The sequence below is a fragment of the Actinoplanes sp. NPDC000266 genome (assembly GCF_042899005.1).
Lineage (GTDB): Bacteria > Actinomycetota > Actinomycetes > Mycobacteriales > Micromonosporaceae > Actinoplanes.
The window spans coordinates 1,320,995-1,343,520 of sequence record NZ_JBIAZI010000001.1 but is presented as its reverse complement, the minus strand read 5'-3'; the positions used below and the strand labels follow the sequence as shown (position 1 = coordinate 1,343,520).

Here is a 22,526-nt window from a genome sequence, read left to right as displayed (position 1 = left end):
TGATCGTCGTCAACGATCAGGTTTCCTGTTGATGGAGGCGAACATGGATCTGAACGGCAAGGTCGCGCTGGTCACCGGCAGCGGCCGGGGCCTGGGCCTGGCATACGCGAGAGCTTTGGCCACCGCGGGCGCGTCGGTGGTGGTCAACGACATCGACCAGAAGGCCGTCGACGCCGCAGTGGCCGAACTCAGCGCCTTGATCGCCGGCTCGACCGAGGCAGGCTCCCAGGCCGCTGAGCAAGCGGGCGGGACCGGCGAGCAGGCGGGCGGGACCACCGCGACCGGCGACCACGCGGCCGGGGTGGGCGCGCGCGTCGTCGGGGTCGTTGGGGCGGTGGGTGATGCTGCCACGGCCGAGCGGCTGGTTGAGGCGGCGGTCCGGGAGTTCGGGCGGCTTGATGTGCTCGTCACCAATGCGGGGATTCTGCGCGATCGCGTGCTCTGGAAGATGAGCGACGAGGACTTCGACGCGGTCGTCAATGTGCATCTGCGCGGCACCTTCACCTGCGCGCGGGCCGCCGTGATCCAGATGCGGGCCCAGGGGACGGGCGGGCGCCTGATCCTCATCGGGTCGCCAGCCGGGCAGCGGGGCAACTTCGGCCAGACCAACTACGCGGCGGCCAAGGCCGGCATCGCCGCGATGGCGCGCACGTGGGCGCTCGAATGTGCACGTTCGAACATCACCGTGAACGCCGTCGTTCCGGTGGCCGCGACCGAGATGACCAAAACCATCCCGGCGTTCGCCCCCGTGCTGGAGAAGGGCGAGCCCTATCCCGCGTGGCTGCGCCGCGACGAGGGCCTGGGCTCGGTCGACGACGTCACCGGCCTGATCGTCTACCTCGCCTCGGACGCCTCCGGCCACCTCACCGGCCAGGCCATCGGCGTCGGCGGCGACCGCCTCGCCCTGTGGGCGCATCCGCAGGAGAAGACCGTCGCGTTCGCTGACGGCGGCTGGTCGGCCGACGCGATCGCCGGGCACGACTTCGGCGACCTCGAGACGTACGGCATCCCGGCTCCGGCGGCGCGTTCCGATGATTGACCTGGAGCGGATCGACGCCATCGACGTGCACACTCATGCCGAAGTGAGCAGGAACGGCCATCAATCGCTCAGTGGGGAGCTGCTGGCCGCGTCCGAGGCGTACTTCAAGGCACACGGTCATCGGCAGCCGACCATCGACGAGATGGCCGCGTACTACCGCGAGCGGCGCATGGCGGCCGTCGTCTTCACCGTCGACGCCGAGCATCTGACCGGCCATCCGCGGATCGCCAACGAAGAGGTCGCCGAATCGTGCTCGGCGCACTCCGACGTGCTGATCCCGTTCGCCTCGATCGACCCGCACCGCGGCCGCGCCGGCGTCCTCGAGGCCCGCCGCCTGGTCACCGACCACGGCGTGCGGGGCTTCAAGTTCCACCCGAGCCTCCAGGGCTTCGACCCGTCCGACCGGCTCGCCTATCCGCTCTACGAGGCGATCGAAGAACTCGGGGTCCCGGCTCTCTTCCACACCGGGCAGACCGGAATCGGCGCCGGGGTGCGCGGCGGAGGCGGCATCCGGCTGCGTTTCTCCAACCCCATGCTCATCGACGACGTCGCGGTCGATTTCCCGGATCTGCGCATCATCCTGGCCCACCCGTCCTTCCCCTGGCAGGACGAGGCCCTCGCCGTGGCCACACACAAGGAACACGTCCACATCGACCTGTCCGGCTGGTCCCCGAAGTACTTCCCGCCCCAGCTGATCCGCTACGCCAACTCCTTGCTGCAGGACAAGGTGCTCTTCGGATCCGACTATCCGGTCCTCACCCCGGACCGGTGGATGGCCGATTTCGCCGCCCTGGACATCAAAGAATCCGTACGCCCGAAAATCCTCAAGGACAACGCCGCCCGCCTGCTCGGGCTGACGAAGGAGCACGCATGATCACCGCCACCGGACTGGACGAGCTGAAGGCTCTCGCCGGCCAGGATCTCGGCCACAGCGACTGGCTGGAAATCACCCAGGACCGGGTGGACCGCTTCGCCGACGCCACCGGTGACCACCAATGGATCCACGTCGACGTCGAGCGCGCCCGCAGCGGGCCTTTCGGCGGCACCATCGCGCACGGCTATCTGACCCTGTCGCTGGTGATCCCGCTGTTCGGCCAATTGCTCGACATCCAGGGCGTGAAGATGAGCGTCAACTACGGACTGGACAGGGTGCGGTTCCCGGCGCCGGTGAAAGTCGGCGCCAAGATCCGGCTCGCCGCGGTGGTCGCCGAGGTGACGGAGGTGGCCGGGAACGGCGTGCAGATGCTGCTCGACTTCACCGTCGAGGTCGACGGCTCCGGCAAGCCCGCGCTCGTCGCCCGTCCCGTCTACCGCCACTACGCGTGAACGCCGGGCTCGGCTCGTGGCCGGCCCGGCGCGCGGCCATCTCGCCCGATCGGGTCGCGTTGGTCTTCGGGTCGCGCGTGACGACGTACCGCCAAATGCGGGACCGGACCACCAGGCTGGCCCACCGATTGCGCGCCGCGGGCGTCGGGCCGGGTGACCGGGTCGCCTATCTGGGCCCGAATCATCCGGCCTTCGTCGAGACGATGTTCGCCACCCATCTGCTGGGCGGGGTCTTCGTTCCGCTCAATTTCCGGCTCACCGCTCCCGAGGTCGCCTATCAGCTCGAGCATTCCGGCGCACGCTTTCTCATCCACGCGCCGGAATGCGCCGAGGCCACCGCGCCCACGGTCATGTCGCTGGCGTCGTACGAGGAATGGCTCGCGGGCGGGGAAAGCACGCCGATCGAGGTTCCGGTCGCGCTCGACGACCCCGCGTTCATCCTTTACACGTCGGGCACCACCGGACGGCCGAAAGGCGCCGTGCTCACCCACGGAAACGTGGTGTGGAACTGCTACAACCTGCTCGTCGGCGTCGATGTGGCGGGCGACGAGGTGACGCTGATCGGCGCGCCGCTGTTCCATGTGGCCGCGCTCAATCAATGTCTGCTGCCCACTTTCCTCAAGGGCGGCCGCTCGGTGATCATGCCGGCCTGGGACGTCGACGCCGCGTTCGATCTGATCGCGGCGCGGCGCGTCACGTGGATGTTCGGTGTGTCCGCCATGTACGCCGCGCTGGCCCGGTCGCCCCGCTGGGCCGGCGCGGACCTCACTTCGCTGCGCAGCCTGATGGCGGGAGGCGCCGCCGTACCCGAAGCCCTGATCCTCGCCTTTCAGGAACGCGGGCTGACGTTCTGCCAGGGCTACGGCATGACCGAGACCGCGCCCGGCGCCACGTTTCTGGAGGCCCGCGAGAGCACCTCGCATGTCGGCTCGGCCGGCGTCCCCGTCTTTTTCACCGAGGTGCGGGTCGACGGCGATCCCGGCGAGGTGCTGGTGCGCGGCCCGAACGTCACCCTCGGATATTGGAACGATCCAGCCGCCACCTCCGCCGCCTTCACCGACGGCTGGCTGCACACCGGCGACATCGCCTCGGTCGACGCCGGCGGCCATTTCCACATCCTCGACCGCCTCAAGGACATGTACATCTCGGGCGGCGAGAACGTCTATCCGGCCGAGGTCGAGGCCGCCCTCTTCGCCCATCCCGCCATCGCCGAGGCCGCCGTGATCGGCGTTCCCGACGCGCGCTGGGGCGAGACCGGCCAAGCCTTCCTGGTGCCCGCCCCAGGCCACCACATCGACCTCGACGACCTCCGCGATTTCCTCCGGGCCCGCCTGGCCAAATACAAAATCCCGAGCCACTTCGAGGTCGTACGGGATCTTCCCCGCACCGGTTCCGACAAGGTCCGCAAGTCCGCCCTCCGGAGAGGCGGCCCGCATAGGGCATCATGACCGGGTGAGCTCGATTATCAAGTTCTTCGTGGCCGCCGATGACGCGGTCGCCGCCGGTGTCGCGGAAGAGGGACCTGGGGCGAGGTTCGAGCCGATCACCTACGGCAACTTCGACGTGTGGTCGACGCTCGAAGAGCTCGAGAGCATCCTGACCGGCCGCGATCTCGAGGAGGTCCTCGACGAGGGCGGGCCGGAGATCATCAGCGGGGACGGCGGGCCCATGCTACTGCGCGTTCCGGCGGTGGTGGTCGAGGCGCTGGCCCGGGCCGGCAGCGAGACGCTGTCGGGTGCGGCCGAGCAGTGGATCTCGCTGCGGGCCGCGGACGGCGAAGCCCTCGACGAGCAGCTGGGCCACGAGATCGTCGGCGAGCTGGCCGCCACCGCGGCCAAGGCGCAGCGGGCCGGGGAGTCGCTCTACTGCTGGGTCTGCTGAGCCGCCGCCAGGGCCGCGGCGAGCTCGGCCGGGCCCGGGTGGAAGAAACCGGCGTCCATGGTGAGCACGGCCCGGCCGCCCCGGTAGCGGATCCGTGGCAGGTCCCGGCTGGGCTCGGCGACGCGGATGGCGTGCAGGTCGCGCGGCTCGACCTCGAGCACGGCCAGCGGGCCGGGGCGGCGCACGCGGGCCGCGGCGATGTCCTCCCACGGGATGAGGACGCCCGTGCCGTGGGCGGCCAGCTCGACGCCGGCGGCGGACACGCGGATCCAGGCCCGTCGGCGGCTCCAGTTCACGGCGGCGTTTCCCGCGAAGGCGCCGAGGGCCGCGCCGGAGACGGTCGTGGCGAAGCCTGACCACCCCACGTCCATGCCGAGCGCGGCGCCGGCCAGCCACAGCAGGGCGACACCGGCCGCGGCGCCGATCGGGGCCGCGAGGAGCAACCGTCCGGTGCGCACGCGGAACACCGTCGGATCGGCCAGGGGCGGCGATGTGGTCACGGCGGGACTCCTCAGCTGTGCAGGGCGGCGGCCAGTTCGCGGCGCGAGGTGATGCCGAGCTTGGTGAAGATCTTGCGGAGGTGCCATTCGACGGTGCGGGGACTCAGGAACAGGGAGGCGCCGATCTCCGGGTTGGTGCGGCCGGTGACGGCCAGCCGGGCGATCTGGGACTCCTGCGAGGTGAGTTGGTCGGCCGTGCCGGGTGTCTTGGCCCGGACGGTCTCGCCGGTGGCGGCCAGCTCGCGGGCGGCCCGGGTGGCGAAGGCCTCGGCGCCGATCGTGGTGAAGGCCTCGTGGGCCTGGTGCAGCTCGGCCCGGGCCTCGGAGCGGCGGTTCTCGCGGCGCAGCCATTCGCCGAACAGCAGATGGGCCCGGGCCACCTGCATGCCCATCCCGGCCGCGGTGAACGAGGCGATGCTGGCCCGGTAGCGGCTCTCGTCGGCGTGCACGAGGGCGTCGGCCAGCGCCTGCACGCCCCGCGCCCAGTCCGTGCCCGCGACCGAGGTCCGCTCGGCCAGCAGGGAACGGGCCGACTCGGCCGAGGCCGCGGAACCCACCCGCGTCGCCGCCTCGACCAGCTCGCCCAGGTTCCAGTGGTAGATCGCCAGATCGGGGTACGAAGCCGCTTCCCGGGCCGCGTCGAACGCGGCCTGATAGTCACCCAATCCGTTGCACAGCGCGGCTTTGAAGTAGCCGGCGATGCCGAGCGACCAGCCCTCGCCCCGCGCGGCGGCCTCGCGGAACATGGCGTCGACGAGCTGCGAGGCGTACGGCTCCCGCCCTCGGTAGGCCGCCAGCGGAACCGCACCGGACAGCTGGAGCGCGCTGCCGGTGGCGCGCATGAGGCCCTCGGCCTCGTCGATGAGGCTGGACGAGTCGTCGAGGCGGCCCAGGTAGTGCATGACGCCGGCGCGCAGGGCGAGCGCGTTCGGCAGGAGCGAGAGCGCTCCGGTGTCCCGGGCCACCTGCACGGCCCGCGACGTCACCTGGTCGAGGACGTCGAAGCGGAACATCTCGTACGCCATCGGCGCCGCCAGCCAGATCAGCCGCAGATCGGCGTCGCTCATGCCCGTCATGGCGTCGACGGCCTTGTTCATGGCGGGCGCCGCCGAGGCGTACCCCTCAAGAATCCAGGTTGTCAGCCCGGCCAGCATCAGGCCGGCCAGGTCGTCGCCGGGTGGGGCCGAACGGGCCGCCTCGGCCGTGGAGCGCAGGAATCCGGGGTCGGCGCGTCCGGTGTGGACGGCGGCGCCGACGGCCGTCAGATAGGTCTCGCGGGCCGCGGCCGGATCGAGGTCGCGCAGTTGCTCGGCCGCCGCGAGCAGCGGAGGACCGGCGGCCCGGCCCGGATTGAGCACGAAGGTGACGTGGGCCCGGATCTGCTCCACCCCGGCCCGCTGCAACGGCGACAGCACGCCCATCTCGGCCGCGCCGAGCAGCTCCGGCACCTGGCCGAACGAGCCGGCGTCGGAGTGGGCGCGGGCGGCGGCGAGCAGCAGGGACACGCGGCGGTCGGTGTGGAGGGTGAGCTCGGCGGCGCGTTCCAGGAAGGCGGCGGCGGCCGACCAGCCGCCGCGGGCGCGGGCCCGGTCGGCCGAACGCTCCAGCTCGTCGGCGACCTCCTCGTCCGGCCCGGCGACGGCGTGGGCGCGATGCCAGGCCCGGCGGTCGGGGTCGGTGACCGGGTCGGTGACCTCGGCCAGGACCCGGTGCACCTCGCGCAGCTCGGCCGCGCTGCCGGAGCGCCAGGCGGCGGACCGCACGAGCGGATGGGGGAAACGGGCCCGGCGGCTCAGGTCGATGAGCTGCGCGGTCTCGGCCGGCACCGCCGCCTCGGGCCCGATCCCCAGCGATTCCAAGGCCCGCCACAGCAGAGGTACGTCGCCGACGGGCTCGACGGCCGCCGCCAGCAGCACCTTGCGGGTCTCGGCGGGCAGGGCCGCGATGCGGCGCTGGAAGCTGTCCTCGACCCGCCCGGCCAGCGGGGCCGTGCTCAGCCCGCCGAAGCCGAACGCCATCTCGGCCGTGGACAGCCCGCGCGGCAGCTCCAGCAGCGCCAGCGGGTTGCCGCGGGTCTCGGCCACGATCCGGTCGCGGACCCGGGCGTCGACCGGCCCCGGAAGGGCGGAGTCGAGCAGGATCCGGGCATCGGCGTCGGACAGCCCTTCGACGGTCAGGTCGGGCAGACCGGGCAGGGAATCGGCCGGGCTCCGCACGCCGAAGACGAGGGCGACCGACTCGGCGTCCAGCCGGCGGGCCACGAAGGTCAGGATCAGCTCCGACATCCGGTCGAGCCACTGCACATCGTCGACGATGCAGACCAGCGGCCGCTGCGACGCGGCCTCGGCGAACAGCCCCAGCACGGCCAGCCCGACCAGCAGCGCCTCCGGCGGCTTCCCGGCGGCGAGCCCGACGGCGGTGGCGAGGGCGGCCCGTTGCGGCGCCGGCAGCCGGTCCAGATGTTCCAGCAGCGGCGCGCACAGCTGCTGCAGAGCCGAATAGGTGATCTCCGACTCGAGCTCGACCCCGGCCGCCCGCAGCACCCGAAGCCCCGACGCCTGCTCGGCGAGATGGTCGAGCAGCGCGGTCTTGCCGACACCGGCCTCGCCCCGCAGGACGAGGGCATGGCTCCGCCCACCCCGTACGTCGCGCAGCAGGCGGTCCAGCGCCTCACGTTCGCGCCGCCGCCCCCGCAGCCTCTCACCAGCCACGTCGATCACATCCCCCCGCGCCGCAGCGTACCTGGCGTGGGCTGGGGGAACCCTCATCGGCACAGTGCCGGAAGCCCCTGCCCGTTCGCCCGATTGACAGGCACGGAGATGGCGCACAGTGAGGGAATCGCGTCGGCCGGGTCGAGCTGCCACACGCCGACGGTCCAGTCGTTCAGGCCGGCCAGCAGACGCTTGCCGTCCGGGGTGAAGGCCAGCGGCCCCTTCTGGTTGCTGTTGCCGCGCAGCTCGCCGGTCCGATCACCGGTCGCGCTGTCCCAGAGGTAGATCAGCCCGTCGTTGGTGTCGGTGCCGGTGGCCAACGTCCGGCCGTCCGGCGACCAGGCGATCCGGGTCACCCGGACGGGCTGGGCGCCGACGCTGCCCCGCACGGCCAGCCCGTCGACCCGGATCAGGCGGACGCCGTCGTCGGTGGGCAGCGCCACAGTGGCCGAGTCGGGACTGACCGCGACCTCCCCGGCGTAGGTCCCGGGCAGATCGCGGAAATCGAGCAGGGCCAGATCCGGTACGCGGAAGCGCGACACCCGGCCGTCCCATCGGCCCGGGGCCGGGGTGCGATTCGACGTGACGAGCAGGTGCCGCCCGTCCGGAGTGAACGCGAGCCGGACGGGAACCTGATCGGGCAGCCTGAGCTCGGCCTGTTGCCGGCGGGTGCGCAGGTCCCAGACGACGACGTCCGGATCGTCGAGGTTCTGCACGTCGCTCTCGGTCACCCCGTCGCCGAGACGGCGTGGTGTCGTCGCCGCCAGCAGCGACCCGTCGGGCGAGAACGCCACCGCTTCCGGAGTGAGGCCCGGGCGGACGGTGAACGTCGGCCCCGGCTTGAGCGCCGGGTCGAAGAGCAGCACCCGGCCGCCCTTGTCGACCGAGGCGGCCAGGCTGCCGTCCGGCCCGAAGGCGAGCCCGGCCGGTTCGTCCCCGGCGATCGTCGAGCGCGGCGATCCGGTGCGCGGATCCCAGATCCGGATGGCGGCGTCGTGGGAACCGGTGGCCAGGCGCTCGCCCGTGCGGTCGACGGCCATGGAGTCGACGACCTGCGGATGGGGCAGGGCGCTCCGGTCGGGCCGCATCAGGGTGGGCGGATCGTTCCCCCCGGCCAGCGCGAGGAGCCGGCCGTCACCCGAGACGGCGATGGAGAAGGGCACAGCCTGCAGGCCGGTCACGTCCGTGCGCGGCCCGCCGAGGGTGAGCCGCAGGATCTCGCCGGCCTCACCGCTGGCGGTGACGATCGTGCCGTCCGGGGTGACCGCGAAGCGTCCCGGCGGCGCCGGCTCCGCCTCCCGGGTGGGGTCGGGCACGACCACCGGGCGCCAGTTCCCGGTGGCCGACCACATCCGCACCGGGCTGCCGTTCTCCTTGCCGATGGTGAGAAAGCTGTCGCCGGGCCCGGCCGCCACGTGGAACACGTCCGCGATGCGGGCCCGCGTGACGCCGCCGCGCCGTTCGACGATCGCGCCCTCCTCCGGTCCCACGACCGCCAGATTGCGGCCGCCGCCGTCGACCGCGAGCCCGATGGAGGCGTCGACCGGCAGCGCGGTCGACCCGGTCAGCCGGCCCCGCTCGGGATCCCACTCCCCGATCGTCCTCAGCGCGTCGGCGCGCGCGGCGAGCACCGCCGACGAGTCGGGCAACCAGGCCACCGCGCCGAAGGCCGGCAGCCGGTGCCGCATCTCACCCGAGCGCGCGTCCCAGATGACCACCCCGTCGTCACCGATCGATCCGGAGGCGAGGAACCGCCCGTCCGGCGAGAAGCTCAGGTGGAACAGGTTGCCGGTGGGATGGCGCAGAGCGGGCCGGGCCGGTTGCAGGGAGGCCGTGTCCCACAGGTCGATGTCGCCGTCCGCATAGCCGGCCGCCACCAGGCCACCGTCCGGGCTCACCGCGATCGCCGAGGCCCCGGTCCGCGTGCCGAGCCGCCCGGCCAGTTGGGTGTGCTGCCCGTACATGAGCGCGTTCCGGGCCTCCTGGGTCGGCTCGGCGTCCCAGGCGGCCAGCGCCCGGTCGACCGATCCGGTCGGGTCGCCATAGTGCTGCGTCTGCGACTCCAGGGCGTACTGCCGCGACAGCGCCGCCCGCCCGTTGGCCCGCGCCTCGCCGCGCTGGTCGAGGGCGACCAGGCCGCCGGCCACCGCCAGCAGCAGCGCCACGCTCAGGCCGGCGACGAGCCGCCGCAAACGCCGGGTGGTCCGCCGCGCCGCGACCTGCCGGGCCTCGGCCGACGCCGCCGACGCGACCAGGAACCGCGCCTGCGGTGGCGGCAGGTCGGACCGTCCCGCCGCCCACTCCCGGGCCTCGGTCAGCCGGCCACCCCGGTAGAGCAGATCGGGATCCTCGCCGCCCTCGTCCCATTCCCTGGCGGCCTGGGAAAGGCGCTGTCGCAGCACGATCTCGGCCCGGGCGTCCTCGACCCAGCCCGCCAGCCGGGGCCAGCCGGTCAGCAATGCCTCGTGGCTGATCTCGACCGTGTCCTCGCCGGCCGTGACGAGGCGTTCGGCCACCAGCGGCCCGAGCACCGTCATGTCCACCTCGGGCCGGGCCGCCCGCCGTCGTACGGCCAGACCCTCGACGACGGTGACCAACCCGAGCAGCTCGGAGCGGAGCGCTGCCCGGCCCGGCTCGTCCAGCCTGTCGTACACCCCCTCGGCCGTCTCCGCGACGGCCCGCCGCACCCCGCCGGTCCTCTGATAGCCGGCCAGCGTGAGCGTGTCGCCCTCGCGGCGCTCCCAGGTCGCCCGCAACGCGTGCGCCAGCAACGGCAGCGCGCCGGGCTCGTAGTCACGCAGCAGCACCTCGACGAGCCCGGCCTCGACGCTCAGGCCCGCGTCCCGCGCCGGCTCGGCGACGGCCCGCCGCAGTTCCTTCTCCCCCAGCGGCCCGAGCACCACCTGCCCGCGCGCGAGCACGTCCGCGAGGGCCCCGATCTCGGTGCACTGCGCATAGAAATCGGCTCGGACAGCAAGGATCAGGACCTTGTCGGGTACGTCGACAAGCGCCCGCACGAACGCGGCGCGCTCCTCCGCGTCACCGCATTGCGTGAAGAGCTCCTCGAACTGGTCCACCAGAACAACGCGGCGGCCCTCGGAGGCGGAGTCGCCGAGCACGGCCCGCAACGAGGCGACGGGCGTCGCGCCGGGGGTCAGGTCGATCCACTCCCAGGCGCCACTGCCCTCACCGGCGCCGTCCGCGGCCACCGCGGCTCGCAGCCCGGCCCGCAGCAACGACGACTTCCCCACACCGGACGCGCCGACCAGGATCAGCGGTGGCCCGCCCAGCGTCTGCTCGGCCAGCCGCCCGAGCAGCTCCCCGATCAGGCCCTCGCGGCCGTGGAAGAACGGCGCGTCCTCCACGCCGAAGCTGGCCAGCCCCGGATAGGGCGACACGCCGGCCGGCCCCGGCGGTTCGACCGGCGCCGCGTCACCGGGAACGCGCAGCGACCGGATCAGCGCCGTGGTCGCGGCCAGCGCGGTCAGCACCTGGCCCGTGTCGTGGCGCTGTCGCTCGGCCTGCTCGTTGAGCCCGTGCTGAATCTCGTCGAGCACCCGCAGCGTCTCGGCCCCGAGCACGTGCGCCGCGCCCAGAGCCACCGCGATCTGCCGCCGTGTCTCCTCGTCGGCCGCCAGCAGCGCGGTCTCGACGGCCCCGATCGATCGCAGCAGCTCGGCCAGGTCGTCCCGGAGCCGGGTGTCGCCCTCTTCGAGCCGCTCCAGCAGTTCAGCGGCAACCGCGTCCCGCCAGCGCTCATCCCCTTCATCCGTCGCGGGCGCCTGCGGCGACGCGGAGAGGCGCCGAGCGGCATCGGCCAGCGCATCACCCAGATAGTTGCTGCCCATGCCACCGGCCTGCCCCAGCGCCGCGGCGAACTCGCCCGAGGCGCCCAGCGCGGCCCCCGCGATCGGCGCCACCGCCGAGGCCGCCAGAAAGGCGAGAATCCCGTACGGGCTGGCCCGGCGCAGCCCGGACCCGGCGGACCGAACCCAGGAACGGATCCCGGCCCGTGCCCGCTCGGCGGCTCCCGACGCGCTCGTCATCGACGTCCATCATGCCAAGCCGGGTCCACTGTGCACATCCCGAAGCGCGGCGCTCGGGGCCATGCGGGGAGTGGGCCGCGATTTCTCGGCCAGCGATTCGGCCATCGCGTCCCAGCGACGGAGCGATTCTGGGAGGCTCGCCTACATGAGCGGAAGGAATGACCGACTTTGGGACGTCGATCGCTGCCGAAGGGCCGGTTCTCGCTCCGCCGGGGAATGCGCTTCGAACCTCTCGAGGCGGCCATCATCGCCGCCTCGTTCCTCGTTTTCGCCCTCGGCCTGCTGGTCAGCCTGAGCGAGATGAGGGCGATCGCCCATCTGACGGAGCACGGGCGCTGCGTCGACGCACAGGTGGAAGCGGCCGGTTCGGGCGACCCGGTCCTGGCCGTCGGCCTCGTCGCCTTCGTGCTGATGATCGGGAAGCATCAGTGGCGCTTCCCCGACGACACCCCCGCGAAGGGCGGGCCCTCCTGATCTGCGCTTCGCGCCGACGGAGGGCCGGCCGGGTTTCACTCGCGCAGGTCGCCCCAGGCGTGCCACGTGTCGATCTCGACCTGGACGGCGACGCGGGGGCGCTCGCGGTTCGCGTACGGCTCGCCGGTGTAGTGGACGGCCAGGCGGTCGATGGCCGCCAGGCCCTCGTCGTCGGCGATGGAGACGACCCGGCCCTGGACGCTCGCGTGGCTGTACCAGTCGTCGGTGGCCAGGACGGTCAGGGAGACCCTCGGGTCGCGGTGCAGGTGCTTGAGCCGCGCCCGCTTCGCGTCGAGGCCGAGCAGCACCCGGCCGTCGTCCTCCAGCAGGTACCAGGTGGCCACGGTGACCGGCCGCCCGTCCGCCGCGACCGTGGCCATGACCGCGGGGTGGGGCTGCCGGAGGAACTCGGTGAGCTTCGCGGGAAGCGGGATCTTGGACATGATCAGGAGCCTAGTGCGGCCGGTCAGCGGATCCACCAGCCTGTGACCCAGGCCGCCGCGCTCCCGTTCGCCAAGCTGACCCGACTGCCCGGTCAGCTTGGCGAACGTTCGAGGAGGGTGGGCGTACGGCCTGGGGAGATCCGGTGAAGGGCTGGGTCAGGACGCCGCGACGTCGAAGACGTGCATGATGCCCTTGTCGGTGGACTGCGGCAGGATCACCGCGTCGACCGTCTTCGTGCTGTCGAGGGCGGCCGGTGCGGTGGCGAAGACGCGGAACGTGCCGTCGCCGGCGGTGCCGTTGGCGTTGTTGCGGCCCGACAGGGTGATGAGGGTGGTCGGGTCGGCCGCGGCCCAGTCGGCGAACGTGACGGTCACCTGCTGGGTGGTCCTGTCGGTGTAGACGACCGTGGCCGTGCCCGTGGACGGGCCGTTGGTGGCCAGGCCGAGGAACGAGACCGCGGAGGACCGGCGGTTCGGCAGGTCGACGCGCTGGCCGTGCGGGATCCAGTTGTCGGGGGTGCCGGGCTCGGCGGTGGGCCAGGTGAAGGCGATGCCGGTCTGGCCCAGCGGCAGCGAGGCGCCGGGGGTGGCGCCGGCCGCGGCCAGGCTCTCGCGGGAGAAGGACCAGTCGCTCAGGTCCATCGAGCCCAGGTTGCCCTTGCCGTTCGGGGTGGTGCCGATGTTGTTCCGGGCGTCCGCGCCGTCCGTGTACGACGGCGGCACGTCCTTTGCCCCGGTGCCCCACGTGCCGGGCGTGGCCGACATCGTGAAGTCGAGGCGGCCGGCAGTGCGAGCATCCAGCCAGTTCGCGCTGCGCCGAGCGCCGTTCACCTTCAGGGACGACACATACTTCTTGCCATTCTGTACGCCCGGAGCGGTGATCCGGATGTCACGCCGGCCGTCGACCGGGTCGATGGTGACGCTCTTGAACATCGGAGCGCTGATCAGCAGGTCGCCGGTGCCGTAGACGGCCGGGTAGACGCCCAGGCCGGCGAAGACGTACCAGGCGCTCAGCGACCCCTGGTCGTCGTTGCCGGGCAGGCCCGACGGCGTCGTGTCGTACATCTCGGAAACCGCCCGGTAGAGCACGTCGGTGGCCTTGGCCGGGGCCTGGAGCCAGTTGTAGACCCACGGCGTGCCGAAGGCCGGCTGGTTCGACAGGTAGTTGCCGGTCTGGGTGTACGCGCCGGCGTCGAGCTGGGCCATGAGCGTGTCGAGCTGGGCGGTGGCCGCCGCGACCCCGCCGCGCTGGGCGATCAGCGTGGACATGTTCTGCGGGACGAGCCAGCCGTACTGGTAGCCCGTGGACTGGTTGAACTGGCCGCGGCCGGCGCCGTCCTCCCGTACACGCAGATCGAAGCTCCGGTCGAAGCCGGTGCGCTCGCGCGGGCGGATGTGCTGGGTGACCGGGTCGAAGACGTTCATCCAGTTCTGGGCGCGGCCCATGAAGAAGTCGTAGTTCGCCTTGTCGTGCTCCTTGAGAGCCAGCTGGGCGATGGCGAAGTCGTCGATCGAGTACTCGAGGACACGCGAGGTGGCGAAGTCGCCCTTACGGTTCTCGATCAGGCCGGTCGCGAAGTACTGGTACGCGTCGGAGCGGCTGCTGGCGACCGCGGGCAGTTTCTGGGTGGCGACCATCGAGGCCAGCGCGGCCTTGCGGTCGAAGGCGATACCCATGTCGTCGAGCGTGGCCAGGATGACCTGGTAGTTGTCGCCCTGCATGCGGGCCGCGCCGGGCGCCCACGAGCCCTTCTGCTTCACCATGTCGACGATCGACTGCGCCATGTCGGAGGCGACCTTGGGAAAGGTCAGCGCGATCAGCTGAGCCTGGCTGCGGTACATGTCCCAGCCCGAGCCGGCGAAGTTCAGGTTCTCGTAGAAATGCCGTCCCTTGGCGACCGCGTGGACCTGATTGTCGTAGCCGAGGTACTGGCCGTTGACGTCGTCACGCACATTCGGGTGCAGCAGCGAATGGTAGAGCGCGGTGTAGAAGGAGGTCCGCTGCGCGTCGGTGCCGCCACCGATGTCAATGGTGCCGAGCGCCTTCTTCCATTGGGAGGCGGCGTCCTTGCGTACGGAATCGAAACGCTCCTTGCCCACCTCCTTGTCCCGGTTCGCGGCCGCGTTGGCGACGCTCACATAGCTGAATCCGGTCTTGGCGGTGACCTTGGCGCCGTCGGCGAAGGTGATCCACGCGCCGGTGTCGTGGCGGTAGTCCACGCCGGTGTCGGTGGTGCTCTTGACGGCGTGGGCCGATCCGGCGGTCATCTCGCCGTCGTTCCAGGTGCCGTACGACGCGAAAGGCTTGTCGTACGTCGTCGAGAAGTACGCCTTGTAGAGGTTGCCGACGTCGCACACGTCGGTCCCGTACATCCAGCCGCTGACCGTGCGGGTGGCCGGGTCGACGGTGACCTCGCTGCCGAACGACCGGTTGTTCTGCCCGGACACGTCGAGGATCAGGGTCGCGTTGCCGGAGAAGGAGAAACGGCTTACGGCCGTACGGCTGCTGGCCGTCAATTCCGTGGTGATGCCGTTGTCCAGGGCCACTTTGTAGTAGCCCGGCTGGGAGACCTCGTTGGCGTGGCTGAAGCTCAGGTAATAGGGCTTCACGTCGGCCGACGGATTGGTGGGCAGGACGCCGTCGGTGAGCTCACCCGCGTACGGGATGGTGGGAAACTCGTAACCGCCGTAGCGCCCCGTGCAGCCCGTACCCGAATAGCGGGTCATGCCGAATCCGCGGATCAGACTGGCGGTGTATTCGTAGCCGCCCTTCTCCCCCACCAGCGCGTTGCCCGCCTTGTAGGTGGTCGGGCTGGGCTGCACCATGCCGAACGGCACGGCCGCTCCGGGGAACGTGTTGCCGTACGCGTCGTTGCTCTTGTTCTGCGTCGTGTCCATCTCGGTGCCGATGAACTGGTTCACCGCGTCGAACGGCGACAGTTCCCGGTGAGCGTCCGCGGGCGCCGCCAGCACCGCGGTCGAGAGGATCGGCGCCAGTGCCAGCGCCAGATACCGGATGCGCATTCGTGTTCCTTCTCGAGGGGTATCGATCAAGAGAGAGCATCGTGTCCCGAGAGGACACCTACATGGCCAGAAGTCGGACGAAAGATCAACAACAAGGACCGATGGGATTAGCCCGGTCGGCCGCCCACCTGCGGGCGACTGACCGCGGGCGCCCCGATCGGAAGGATCGGCCGCATGGTTTTGTGCCGATTCCACCGTGAAGCGCCCTGACGGCCATGGCGTGGGTGATGACAACCGCGGTCGTGGCGGCCCTCGGATGGGGCACGTCGGACTTCCTGGCCGGCGTGCTGACCCGCCACCGGCCGATCCTGACCATCCTGATCGGCTCCCAGATAGCCGCCATGATCCTGATCCTGCCCGCCGCGCTCGTCCGCGGCCTCCCACCGGCCTGGGACGCCCGCCTGTGGCTGGGCGCCGCCGCCGGCCTGGTCGGCCTGCCGGCCATGGGCCTGCTCTACCGCGCGATGCGCGAGGGCTCACCGGTCGTGGTGGCCCCGGTCGCCGCGGTCGCCGCCCTGGTCCCGGTCGGCTGGGGCCTCCTGCACGGCCAGCGCCTCGGCGCCGGCGTGGCCCTGGGCGTGACCGCCGGCCTGATCGGCGCCACCATGGCCAGCTGGCCCGTGCCGGGCGAGACGTCAAGCCGTACCCGCCGATGGGCCATTCCCTGCGCCCTCGGCGCCGCTCTCGGTTTCGGAGCCTTCTTCGTCCTCATCCACGAGGCGGCCGAGGCCGACGAGTTCTGGGCGCTGGCCACGGCCCGGACAAGCGCGGGCGTGGCCGCCATAGCCATGGCCCTCATCGTCGGCGGCTCCCGGTCCGCCCTGCTCCAGCCACGGATCTTCCTGGTCGGCGCCTCCGACGTGGCGGCCGACGCCGCCTTCATCGTGGCCGCCGCGTCCGCCCTGGCCCCCACGGCCGTCGTGGCGTCCCTCTATCCCGCGGTGACGCTGCTCCTCAACCGCCTGGTCCTCCGCGAGCGCTTGCACACCGTCCATCTGTACGGCGTGGTGGCCGCCGTATTCGCCGTCGCCTGCCTGGCCCGGTGACGACGATTGACAATGCTCATGAGATAATTGACTGGTCGCCGGGAATTATTAATCGCGTCTTACATCATCAGCATAGCCGGGCCCATGAGGCCGTTGCTAATCTTCGCGTCCCGATTGCACCCTGCCTTCACATTTCCCGGAAACACTGGATCGGGATTTCCCCGGACCGCACATTGGCCCTCGTCCAGCAGTTGCCGAAGGCGCCGGGGGAACATCAATTGGACCTGCACGCGATGTTTCGCATGCTCACCATCGTCAAGTTCGCCGCCGTACGGACGAGGTCGTCGCGGGCGATCGCACTGAGGGTCAGGCGTGAGGAGGAACGACGCCTGCTCCGGTGAACGGGCGCGGGGGGGGGGGGGGGGGGGGGGCTCGGGGCCGGGGGGGGGGGGGGGGTGGGGCCCCCGGGGGGGGGGGGGCCCCGGGGCCCCCCCGCGGCCCCCCCCCCCCCCCCCCCCCCCGGACCGGTCAGTGCTGGTGGATCAGATCGTGGGTGTGGCTGATCTCGGCCCACGACTTCGGGGCGGCGGCCGCCTTACGGGCCAGGGCGGAGGCCACGACCGGCCTGGAGGGGGTGTAGAGCCACGCCTGGAACAGGGCATCGAGGTCCTGGCCGGAGATCTTCTCGGCCAGGGCGGTGAACTGTCCGGTGGTGGCGTTGCCGTAGCGGTGCTCGGCGGCCCAGGTGCGCAGGATTTCGTAGAAGTCGTCGTCGCCGACGGCCAGCCGCAGCTGGTGCAGGGTCATGGCGCCGCGGTCGTAGACGGCGTCGCCGAACAGCCGGGCGACACCCGGATCGGCCGGGGCCGTGGTCCAGATCGAAGCGTTCGCGGGATAGGTGGCGTACAGATAATCGAAGATCTCCTGGGCCGTGCCCTCGCCGTTCTTCTCCGACCAGAGCCATTCGGCGTAGCTGGCAAAGCCCTCGTTGAGCCAGATGTGACGCCAGTCGGCCACCGACACCGAATCGCCGAACCATTGATGGGCGTTCTCGTGCACGACCACGGACGTGTTGGAGCCGCGGGTGAAGAAAGCCGTCGAATAGTTGGGCCGGGTCTGGTTCTCGAGCGCGCAGCACAGCGTGGCGGGCGGGGCGACGACGCCGCCGCGCGCCTCGAACGGCCACGGGCCGAACAGCGTGGTCTCCCAGTCGGTGATCTCGGCCGTGCGCTCGACGCTGACCTGCGCCGCCTCACGCAGCTCCTGGGTCATGAGCTGGGAGTACGCGTTGTAGACGGGCTGGCCGCTCGCGGTCGTGTCGGTCATGACGTCGTACTGGCCGACGGTCATGAAGGTCAGATAGGTGGCCTGCGGTTTGAGGGAACGCCAGCTCCACCGCGTGTAGCCGAGGGTCTCGCGGACCGGCGGGCGCGGCATGACGCCGTTGCTGATGGCCTCGACACCGTCGGGCACGCTCAGGGAGACGTCGAAGGTGGCCTTGTCGGTCGGGTGGTCGTTGCTCGGGTACCACCACCAGGCGATTTCCGGCTCACCGATGGCCATGGCGCCGTCGGGCGTACGGATCCAGGCGGTGAACCCGGCCGCGACCTTGCTCGACGGCACACCCGAATATTGGACCACGATGGTCATGGCGCCGCCGTCGGCGACCGGCCGGGCCGGCGTGACGACAAGCTCGTGGTCCCCCTGCCGGGCGAAGGTCGCCGGACGGTTGTTCACCAGCACCGACGACACGTCGAGGACGAAGTCGAGATTGAAGCGGCTGAGATCCTGTTCCGCCTTGGCCAGGATCGTGGTGGTGCCGGCCAGCCGATCGGTGGCCGGCGTGTACCGCAGGCGGATGTCGTAGTGGGAGACGTCGTACCCGCTGTTGCCGTAGTCCGGGAAGTAGCTGTCGCCCACCCCGGGCCCACCCGGCGCCGGCGCGGCCTGAGCAGCCACACCAGTCCCAGCAAGGGTGACCACGCCGGCGGCCAGTGCCACGAACAGTCGTCGCACAGCACTTTCCTTCCGTCGAAGGGAACGGTCCCGGCGAATCTATCCACATCGATACAAAGATCGCTGCCCCGTCCGCTCCGACGGGTCAGCCACGACGGCCGGCAATCGGCGGATAGCAGTCGAGGTCAGGCCGCTCATCGCGGGGTGACCTGTTGACCTTGTCCCTGGGGCAGATCCCAGCATCGGGGCTGTGAAGCTCTTCATCGATGGACGGCCGCTGCGGGTTGCTGCCTTTCGGCGGCTCTGGGTGGCGTCGGCGGTCACCGCGTTCTGTGGGTCCTTCAGCCTTGTCGCGGTGCCCACCCAGCTGTTCACGCTCACCGGGTCGTCGGCCGTCGTCGGGGTGGCGGCCGCGGTTTCGCTCGGGACGCTTGTCGTTTCGGCGCTGTGGGCGGGGGCCCTGGCCGACGCGATGGACCGGCGGCGGCTGCTGCTTGCCGGCAACGCCGGGCTGGGGCTGGTGTATCTCGGTCTGTGGCTGAACACCGTTCTCGGTCTCGAGTCCGTGCCGCTGGCGCTTGCTCTCGTCGCCGGGCAAGGTGTCAGCTTCGGTGTCACCCTGACCGTGACCGGCGCCGTGGTGCCCCGGGTGGTGCCCCCGGACCAGTTGGTCGCGGCCAACAGCCTCAGTTCGCTCACCCGGTACGGCGGCGCTGTCGCCGGGCCTCTGCTCGCCGGTGCGCTGGTTCCGGTCGTGGGGCTCGGAACGCTCTATCTGCTCGACGCGCTGGCGCTTGCTCTCGTGCTGTGGGCGGTGGCCCGGCTACCGGCGATGCCCCCGTCGGCGAGCCCGGCGCGGGGCACCTTGCGCCGGCTCGGTGACGGCTTCCGCTATCTGGCCGGGCGCCGGGTTCTCGTCGCGATTCTCGCCGTGGACCTGGCCGCGATGGTCTTCGCCATGCCGTCCGCGCTCTTCCCCGAGCTGGCCGAACGGACGTACGGCGGCCCGGCCGGTGGCGGCCCCGAGCTCGGCCTGATGTTCGGGGCCTATCCGGCCGGGGTGCTCCTGGCCGCCCTGTTCTCGGGGGCTCTCAGCCGGGCCCGGCGGCACGGCGCCCTGATGGCCTCGGCCGCGATGACCTGGGGTGGCTGCGTCATTCTGCTCGGCCTGGCCGCGAACCTGGCCGTCGCGCTGGTGGCGCTGGTTCTGGGCGGCGCCGTCAATTTCGCGCTGAGCACTTTCCGCAACGCCATCTCGCAGGCACACACCGACGACGCCCTTCGCGGCCGCATCCAGGGGTCGCTCACGGTCGTCCTGATGGGCGGTCCTCAGCTGGCCAACGTGGTGCACGGGCTCACCGGCGCCTCCCTCGGCGCCCGGCCTGCGATCGTGGCCGGTGGAGTCCTCACCGTGCTGACGGTCGCGCTTCTGGTTCGGGCGTTTCCTGAGCTGTGGCGCTACTTCGCAGCCCCGGCGACAGCAGCGGGACCGCCGATCCCATCAGCACCACCGGGAGCACGTACGCCGCCCCATGCGCCACCGCCATGAGCCCGGCCGCCGCGGCCGCGCCCGCCACCAGCGCCGCCAGTTGCAGCAGCGCCGGCCCCGCCTTGCGCAGATCTCCGGTCAGGGCGGTGGCCAGGGCCCCGGTCATGTACGTGGTCGAGGCGCGCAACCGCAGCCCGACCACGCTCTGACCGCCCATCGCGATCCCGGCCACCGCCAGCAGGACCCGCTTGCCGCCGACGCCCGGCTCGGTCAGCAGGCCGCCCGCCACCACGGCGAGCAGCGCGAGCTCGGCCAGCAGCGGCGCGGTCACGGCCGGGGGCAGAAGACGCCAGATCAAGACCCCGAGGCCGTACGCCGTCACGGCGATCGCCACGGGGATGACGCGGGCCGCGTCGGTGGTGCCGATGCCGTACCCGAGTGTCACCAGGTTTCCGGTGATGATGCTGGCGAAGGCGCCGCCCAGCACGGTCAGGGCCAGCAGATCCGTCGCTCCCGCGGCGGCCGCCAGCACCGCTGTCCCGGCCCGTTCCCTCATGGGACCAGTGGATACCCCGGCGGCCGCCGCCACAGGCGAAAACGTGAGCCAGGAGTCAGGGGCGGAGGGTGTCTTGACGTACGGTGCCGTGCGCGACGCCGGGTCGATGTAGTCGAGCTTCAGCTCGTCGGCCCAGTGGGCGTGCACGTCGCCGGTGAGCACGACCGGGTTGCGGACGCCGACGTCGAACCCAGCCTCGAGTGATCCGGTCGCGCGTGCCGCTGCCTGTAGTTGGCCGGCGTGACGGTCTCCGGGCCCTCGCGGTCACGGCGCCGGCGACACCCGCGGCGGCGGAGCTGAGCAGGAGGGTACGTCGGAAAAGTGCCATTTTCGCAGCTTGAGGGCTATAGATGTACATGGATGGAGGCTCCGGCGAACCCGGCCGGAACGGCCGAGCACCGCTGACCGAGTGACCGCTTCCGTACGGCGCGTAGTCGATCTATGTTGCTGGATATTTGCCGTCATCGAAGGGAGTTCATCGTGCGAAGACGCCTCATCGGCGCGGCCGCCGTCGCCGTACTGCTGGGAAGTTTCGCTCTTTCCGCCCCCGCTCAGGCCGGGGGCAGCAGCATAAAGGACCTGCCCCGGGCGGTCACCCTGGCCGGAGTGCTGCGTCATCTCGTGGCCTTCCAGGCGATCGCCGACCGCAACGACGACACGCGTGCCTCGGGCACGCCCGGATTCGACCGCAGCGCCGACTACGTCGCCGCGCTGCTCAAGCACGCCGGATACAAGGTCACCCGGCAGCCGTTCGACTTCAACTACTGCACCGACGGCGCGTCCGCCTTTACGCAGAACGCGCCCACCGCCACCACCTACGTCGACCAGGAGGACTACGACGTCCTGGACTGCTCGGGCGGCGGCACGGCGACCGGCACCGTGGTCGGCGTCGACCTGCAGCTGACCACCCCCAACACCAGCACCTCGGGCTGTGAGGCGGCCGACTTCGTGGGTGTCGGCGGCAACATCGCTCTCGTGCAGCGCGGCGGCTGCTCGTTCGGTCAGAAGGCGGCGAACGCCGCCGCGGCCGGAGCCACCGCCGTCATCGTGATGAACCAGGGTGATTCGACCGCACCGGACCGCCAGGACCTGTTCGCCGGCACGCTCGGCGCGCCGGTCGGCATCCCGGCCATCTCGATCTCGTACCCGCAGGGTGTGGCCTTCGCCGGCACGCCGGGCCTGAACGTCACCATCACGGTCGAGGCCGAGGCCGAGGTCCGGCCCACCAGCAACGTCATCGCCGAGTCCCGCTGGGGCGACCCGAACGAGGTCGTCATGTCCGGCGCCCACCTCGACTCGGTGCCCGAGGGCCCCGGCATCAATGACAACGGCACCGGCAGCGCCGCCATCCTCGAGACCGCGTTGCAGGCGTCGAAGCACAAGACGAAGAACAAGCTGCGGTTCGCGTTCTGGGGCGCCGAGGAGGCCAACCTGGTCGGCTCGACGTACTACGTGACCAACCTGCCGGCCGCCGAGCAGGCGAAGATCGCGCTCTACCTGAACTTCGACATGATCGGCTCGCCGAACTACACCTTCGGCGTCTACGACGGCGACGACTCGGCCGCCTCCGGCGCCGGCCCCGGCCCGGCCGGCTCGGCCCAGATCGAGGCCGTCTTCCAGAAGTTCTTCGCCAAGCGCGGCGAGGCCACGGCGGCGGCCGACTTCACGGGCCGTTCGGATTACGGCCCGTTCATCGCCACCGGCATCCCGGCCGGCGGCCTGTTCACCGGAGCCGAGGTCGAGAAGACCGAGGCCGACGTGGCCCTGTGGGGCGGCGTGGCCGGCGCGGCGTACGACCCCTGCTACCACCAGGCATGCGACAGCTTCACGCCGGAGAAGGACGGCGCCGACAAGGCCCTCTACAAGCAGCTCCGCAAGAAGTACCACTTGATCGGCAACATCAACGCCTACGCCCTGGACGTGAACGCCGACGGCGTGGCCACCGCGGTGGCCACGTTCGCCCAGGACACGTCCGCGATCCCGCCCCGCCCGGCCACCGCGGCCAAGGCGGCCGCGGCCCTTTCCGCTCACGGAACGCCCCTGAGCTGATCCACGATCTGCCGGTCAGGCCTACCCGAGGCCTGACCGGCAGGAT

General features: G+C 71.4%; 15 protein-coding genes and 1 pseudogene. 9 read left to right on the top strand and 7 right to left on the bottom strand.

Annotated features, from left to right (window positions below):
• Positions 1 to 43: 43 nt before the first annotated feature.
• From ACFY36_RS05530 to ACFY36_RS05510, 5 genes are read left to right on the top strand one after another with little or no spacing between them, the layout of a single operon-like run.
• Entirely contained in the window at positions 44 to 1,039 is a 996-nt protein-coding gene (locus ACFY36_RS05530) for an SDR family NAD(P)-dependent oxidoreductase (RefSeq protein ID WP_499744679.1), read from the top strand.
• Positions 1,032 to 1,913, top strand: a complete 882-nt coding sequence (locus ACFY36_RS05525) for an amidohydrolase family protein (RefSeq protein WP_499744678.1) — start codon at positions 1,032 to 1,034, stop codon at positions 1,911 to 1,913. The genes ACFY36_RS05530 and ACFY36_RS05525 overlap by 8 nt, the downstream gene beginning before the upstream one ends.
• The gene (locus ACFY36_RS05520; RefSeq protein WP_499744677.1) at positions 1,910 to 2,365 is read left to right on the top strand and encodes a MaoC family dehydratase; all 456 of its coding nucleotides are present in this window, start codon (positions 1,910 to 1,912) and stop codon (positions 2,363 to 2,365) included. Before ACFY36_RS05525 ends, ACFY36_RS05520 begins: the two co-directional genes overlap by 4 nt.
• Positions 2,362 to 3,813, top strand: coding sequence for an acyl-CoA synthetase (locus tag ACFY36_RS05515; protein WP_499744676.1), 1,452 nt, complete (start codon positions 2,362 to 2,364; stop codon positions 3,811 to 3,813). Before ACFY36_RS05520 ends, ACFY36_RS05515 begins: the two co-directional genes overlap by 4 nt.
• Positions 3,814 to 3,817: 4 nt before the next feature.
• Positions 3,818 to 4,246, top strand: a complete 429-nt coding sequence (locus ACFY36_RS05510; RefSeq protein WP_499744675.1) for a hypothetical protein — start codon at positions 3,818 to 3,820, stop codon at positions 4,244 to 4,246.
• On the opposite strand, the gene ACFY36_RS05505 is transcribed toward ACFY36_RS05510, so the two are convergent.
• The 3 genes from ACFY36_RS05505 to ACFY36_RS05495 are packed head-to-tail and all read right to left on the bottom strand — an operon-like array spanning position 4,228 to position 11,503.
• Positions 4,228 to 4,746 (bottom strand): hypothetical protein, encoded by a 519-nt coding sequence (locus ACFY36_RS05505; protein WP_499744674.1) that lies wholly within the window; start codon positions 4,744 to 4,746, stop codon positions 4,228 to 4,230. The genes ACFY36_RS05510 and ACFY36_RS05505 overlap by 19 nt on opposite strands.
• Positions 4,747 to 4,757: 11 nt before the next feature.
• Entirely contained in the window at positions 4,758 to 7,457 is a 2,700-nt protein-coding gene (locus ACFY36_RS05500; RefSeq protein WP_499744673.1) for a helix-turn-helix transcriptional regulator, read from the bottom strand.
• A gap of 53 nt (positions 7,458 to 7,510) precedes the next feature.
• Positions 7,511 to 11,503, bottom strand: coding sequence for an nSTAND1 domain-containing NTPase (locus ACFY36_RS05495; protein ID WP_499744672.1), 3,993 nt, complete (start codon positions 11,501 to 11,503; stop codon positions 7,511 to 7,513).
• Between the two features lie 168 nt (positions 11,504 to 11,671).
• Here ACFY36_RS05495 and ACFY36_RS05490 point away from each other — a divergent pair, with 168 nt between their 5' ends.
• Positions 11,672 to 11,977: a hypothetical protein gene (locus tag ACFY36_RS05490; protein WP_499744671.1), complete on the top strand. Its 306-nt coding sequence runs from the start codon at positions 11,672 to 11,674 to the stop codon at positions 11,975 to 11,977.
• A gap of 35 nt (positions 11,978 to 12,012) precedes the next feature.
• Here ACFY36_RS05490 and ACFY36_RS05485 read toward each other — a convergent pair whose 3' ends face one another.
• Together ACFY36_RS05485 and ACFY36_RS05480 are read right to left on the bottom strand one after the other, a co-directional pair.
• A complete protein-coding gene (locus ACFY36_RS05485) occupies positions 12,013 to 12,420 on the bottom strand; it encodes a PPOX class F420-dependent oxidoreductase (protein WP_499744670.1) in 408 nt (135 codons plus the stop codon).
• A 156-nt stretch (positions 12,421 to 12,576) separates the two neighbouring features.
• Positions 12,577 to 15,444 (bottom strand): GH92 family glycosyl hydrolase, encoded by a 2,868-nt coding sequence (locus ACFY36_RS05480; protein ID WP_499744669.1) that lies wholly within the window; start codon positions 15,442 to 15,444, stop codon positions 12,577 to 12,579.
• A 227-nt stretch (positions 15,445 to 15,671) separates the two neighbouring features.
• Between ACFY36_RS05480 and ACFY36_RS05475 the strand changes: the two genes are divergently transcribed.
• Positions 15,672 to 16,490 (top strand): EamA family transporter, encoded by an 819-nt coding sequence (locus tag ACFY36_RS05475; protein WP_499744668.1) that lies wholly within the window; start codon positions 15,672 to 15,674, stop codon positions 16,488 to 16,490.
• Positions 16,491 to 16,958: 468 nt separating this feature from the next.
• Here ACFY36_RS05475 and ACFY36_RS05470 read toward each other — a convergent pair whose 3' ends face one another.
• A complete protein-coding gene (locus tag ACFY36_RS05470; RefSeq protein ID WP_499744667.1) occupies positions 16,959 to 18,446 on the bottom strand; it encodes a M1 family metallopeptidase in 1,488 nt (495 codons plus the stop codon).
• Positions 18,447 to 18,636: 190 nt separating this feature from the next.
• On the opposite strand from ACFY36_RS05470, the gene ACFY36_RS05465 reads away from it, so the two are divergent.
• On the top strand, positions 18,637 to 19,935 hold the full coding sequence (locus ACFY36_RS05465; protein ID WP_499744666.1) for an MFS transporter: 1,299 nt from the start codon (positions 18,637 to 18,639) through the stop codon (positions 19,933 to 19,935).
• Positions 19,936 to 19,945: 10 nt separating this feature from the next.
• Here ACFY36_RS05465 and ACFY36_RS05460 read toward each other — a convergent pair.
• Positions 19,946 to 20,431: pseudogene (locus tag ACFY36_RS05460) on the bottom strand (DUF1275 family protein); the annotation flags it as partial.
• A gap of 480 nt (positions 20,432 to 20,911) precedes the next feature.
• Between ACFY36_RS05460 and ACFY36_RS05455 the strand changes: the two are divergent.
• On the top strand, positions 20,912 to 22,480 hold the full coding sequence (locus tag ACFY36_RS05455; protein WP_499744665.1) for a M28 family metallopeptidase: 1,569 nt from the start codon (positions 20,912 to 20,914) through the stop codon (positions 22,478 to 22,480).
• Positions 22,481 to 22,526 lie beyond the last annotated feature (46 nt).

What these genes read in the sequence shown, in the direction of transcription:
- ACFY36_RS05530 (WP_499744679.1), top strand. Translation starts at nt 44, where the DNA reads ATGGATCTGAACGGCAAGGTCGCGCTGGTCACCGGCAGCGGCCGGGGC.
- ACFY36_RS05525 (WP_499744678.1), top strand. Translation starts at nt 1,032, where the DNA reads ATGATTGACCTGGAGCGGATCGACGCCATCGACGTGCACACTCATGCC.
- ACFY36_RS05520 (WP_499744677.1), top strand. Translation starts at nt 1,910, where the DNA reads ATGATCACCGCCACCGGACTGGACGAGCTGAAGGCTCTCGCCGGCCAG.
- ACFY36_RS05495 (WP_499744672.1), bottom strand. Translation starts at nt 11,503, where the DNA reads ATGACGAGCGCGTCGGGAGCCGCCGAGCGGGCACGGGCCGGGATCCGT.
- ACFY36_RS05485 (WP_499744670.1), bottom strand. Translation starts at nt 12,420, where the DNA reads ATGTCCAAGATCCCGCTTCCCGCGAAGCTCACCGAGTTCCTCCGGCAG.
- ACFY36_RS05480 (WP_499744669.1), bottom strand. Translation starts at nt 15,444, where the DNA reads ATGCGCATCCGGTATCTGGCGCTGGCACTGGCGCCGATCCTCTCGACC.
- ACFY36_RS05475 (WP_499744668.1), top strand. Translation starts at nt 15,672, where the DNA reads ATGACAACCGCGGTCGTGGCGGCCCTCGGATGGGGCACGTCGGACTTC.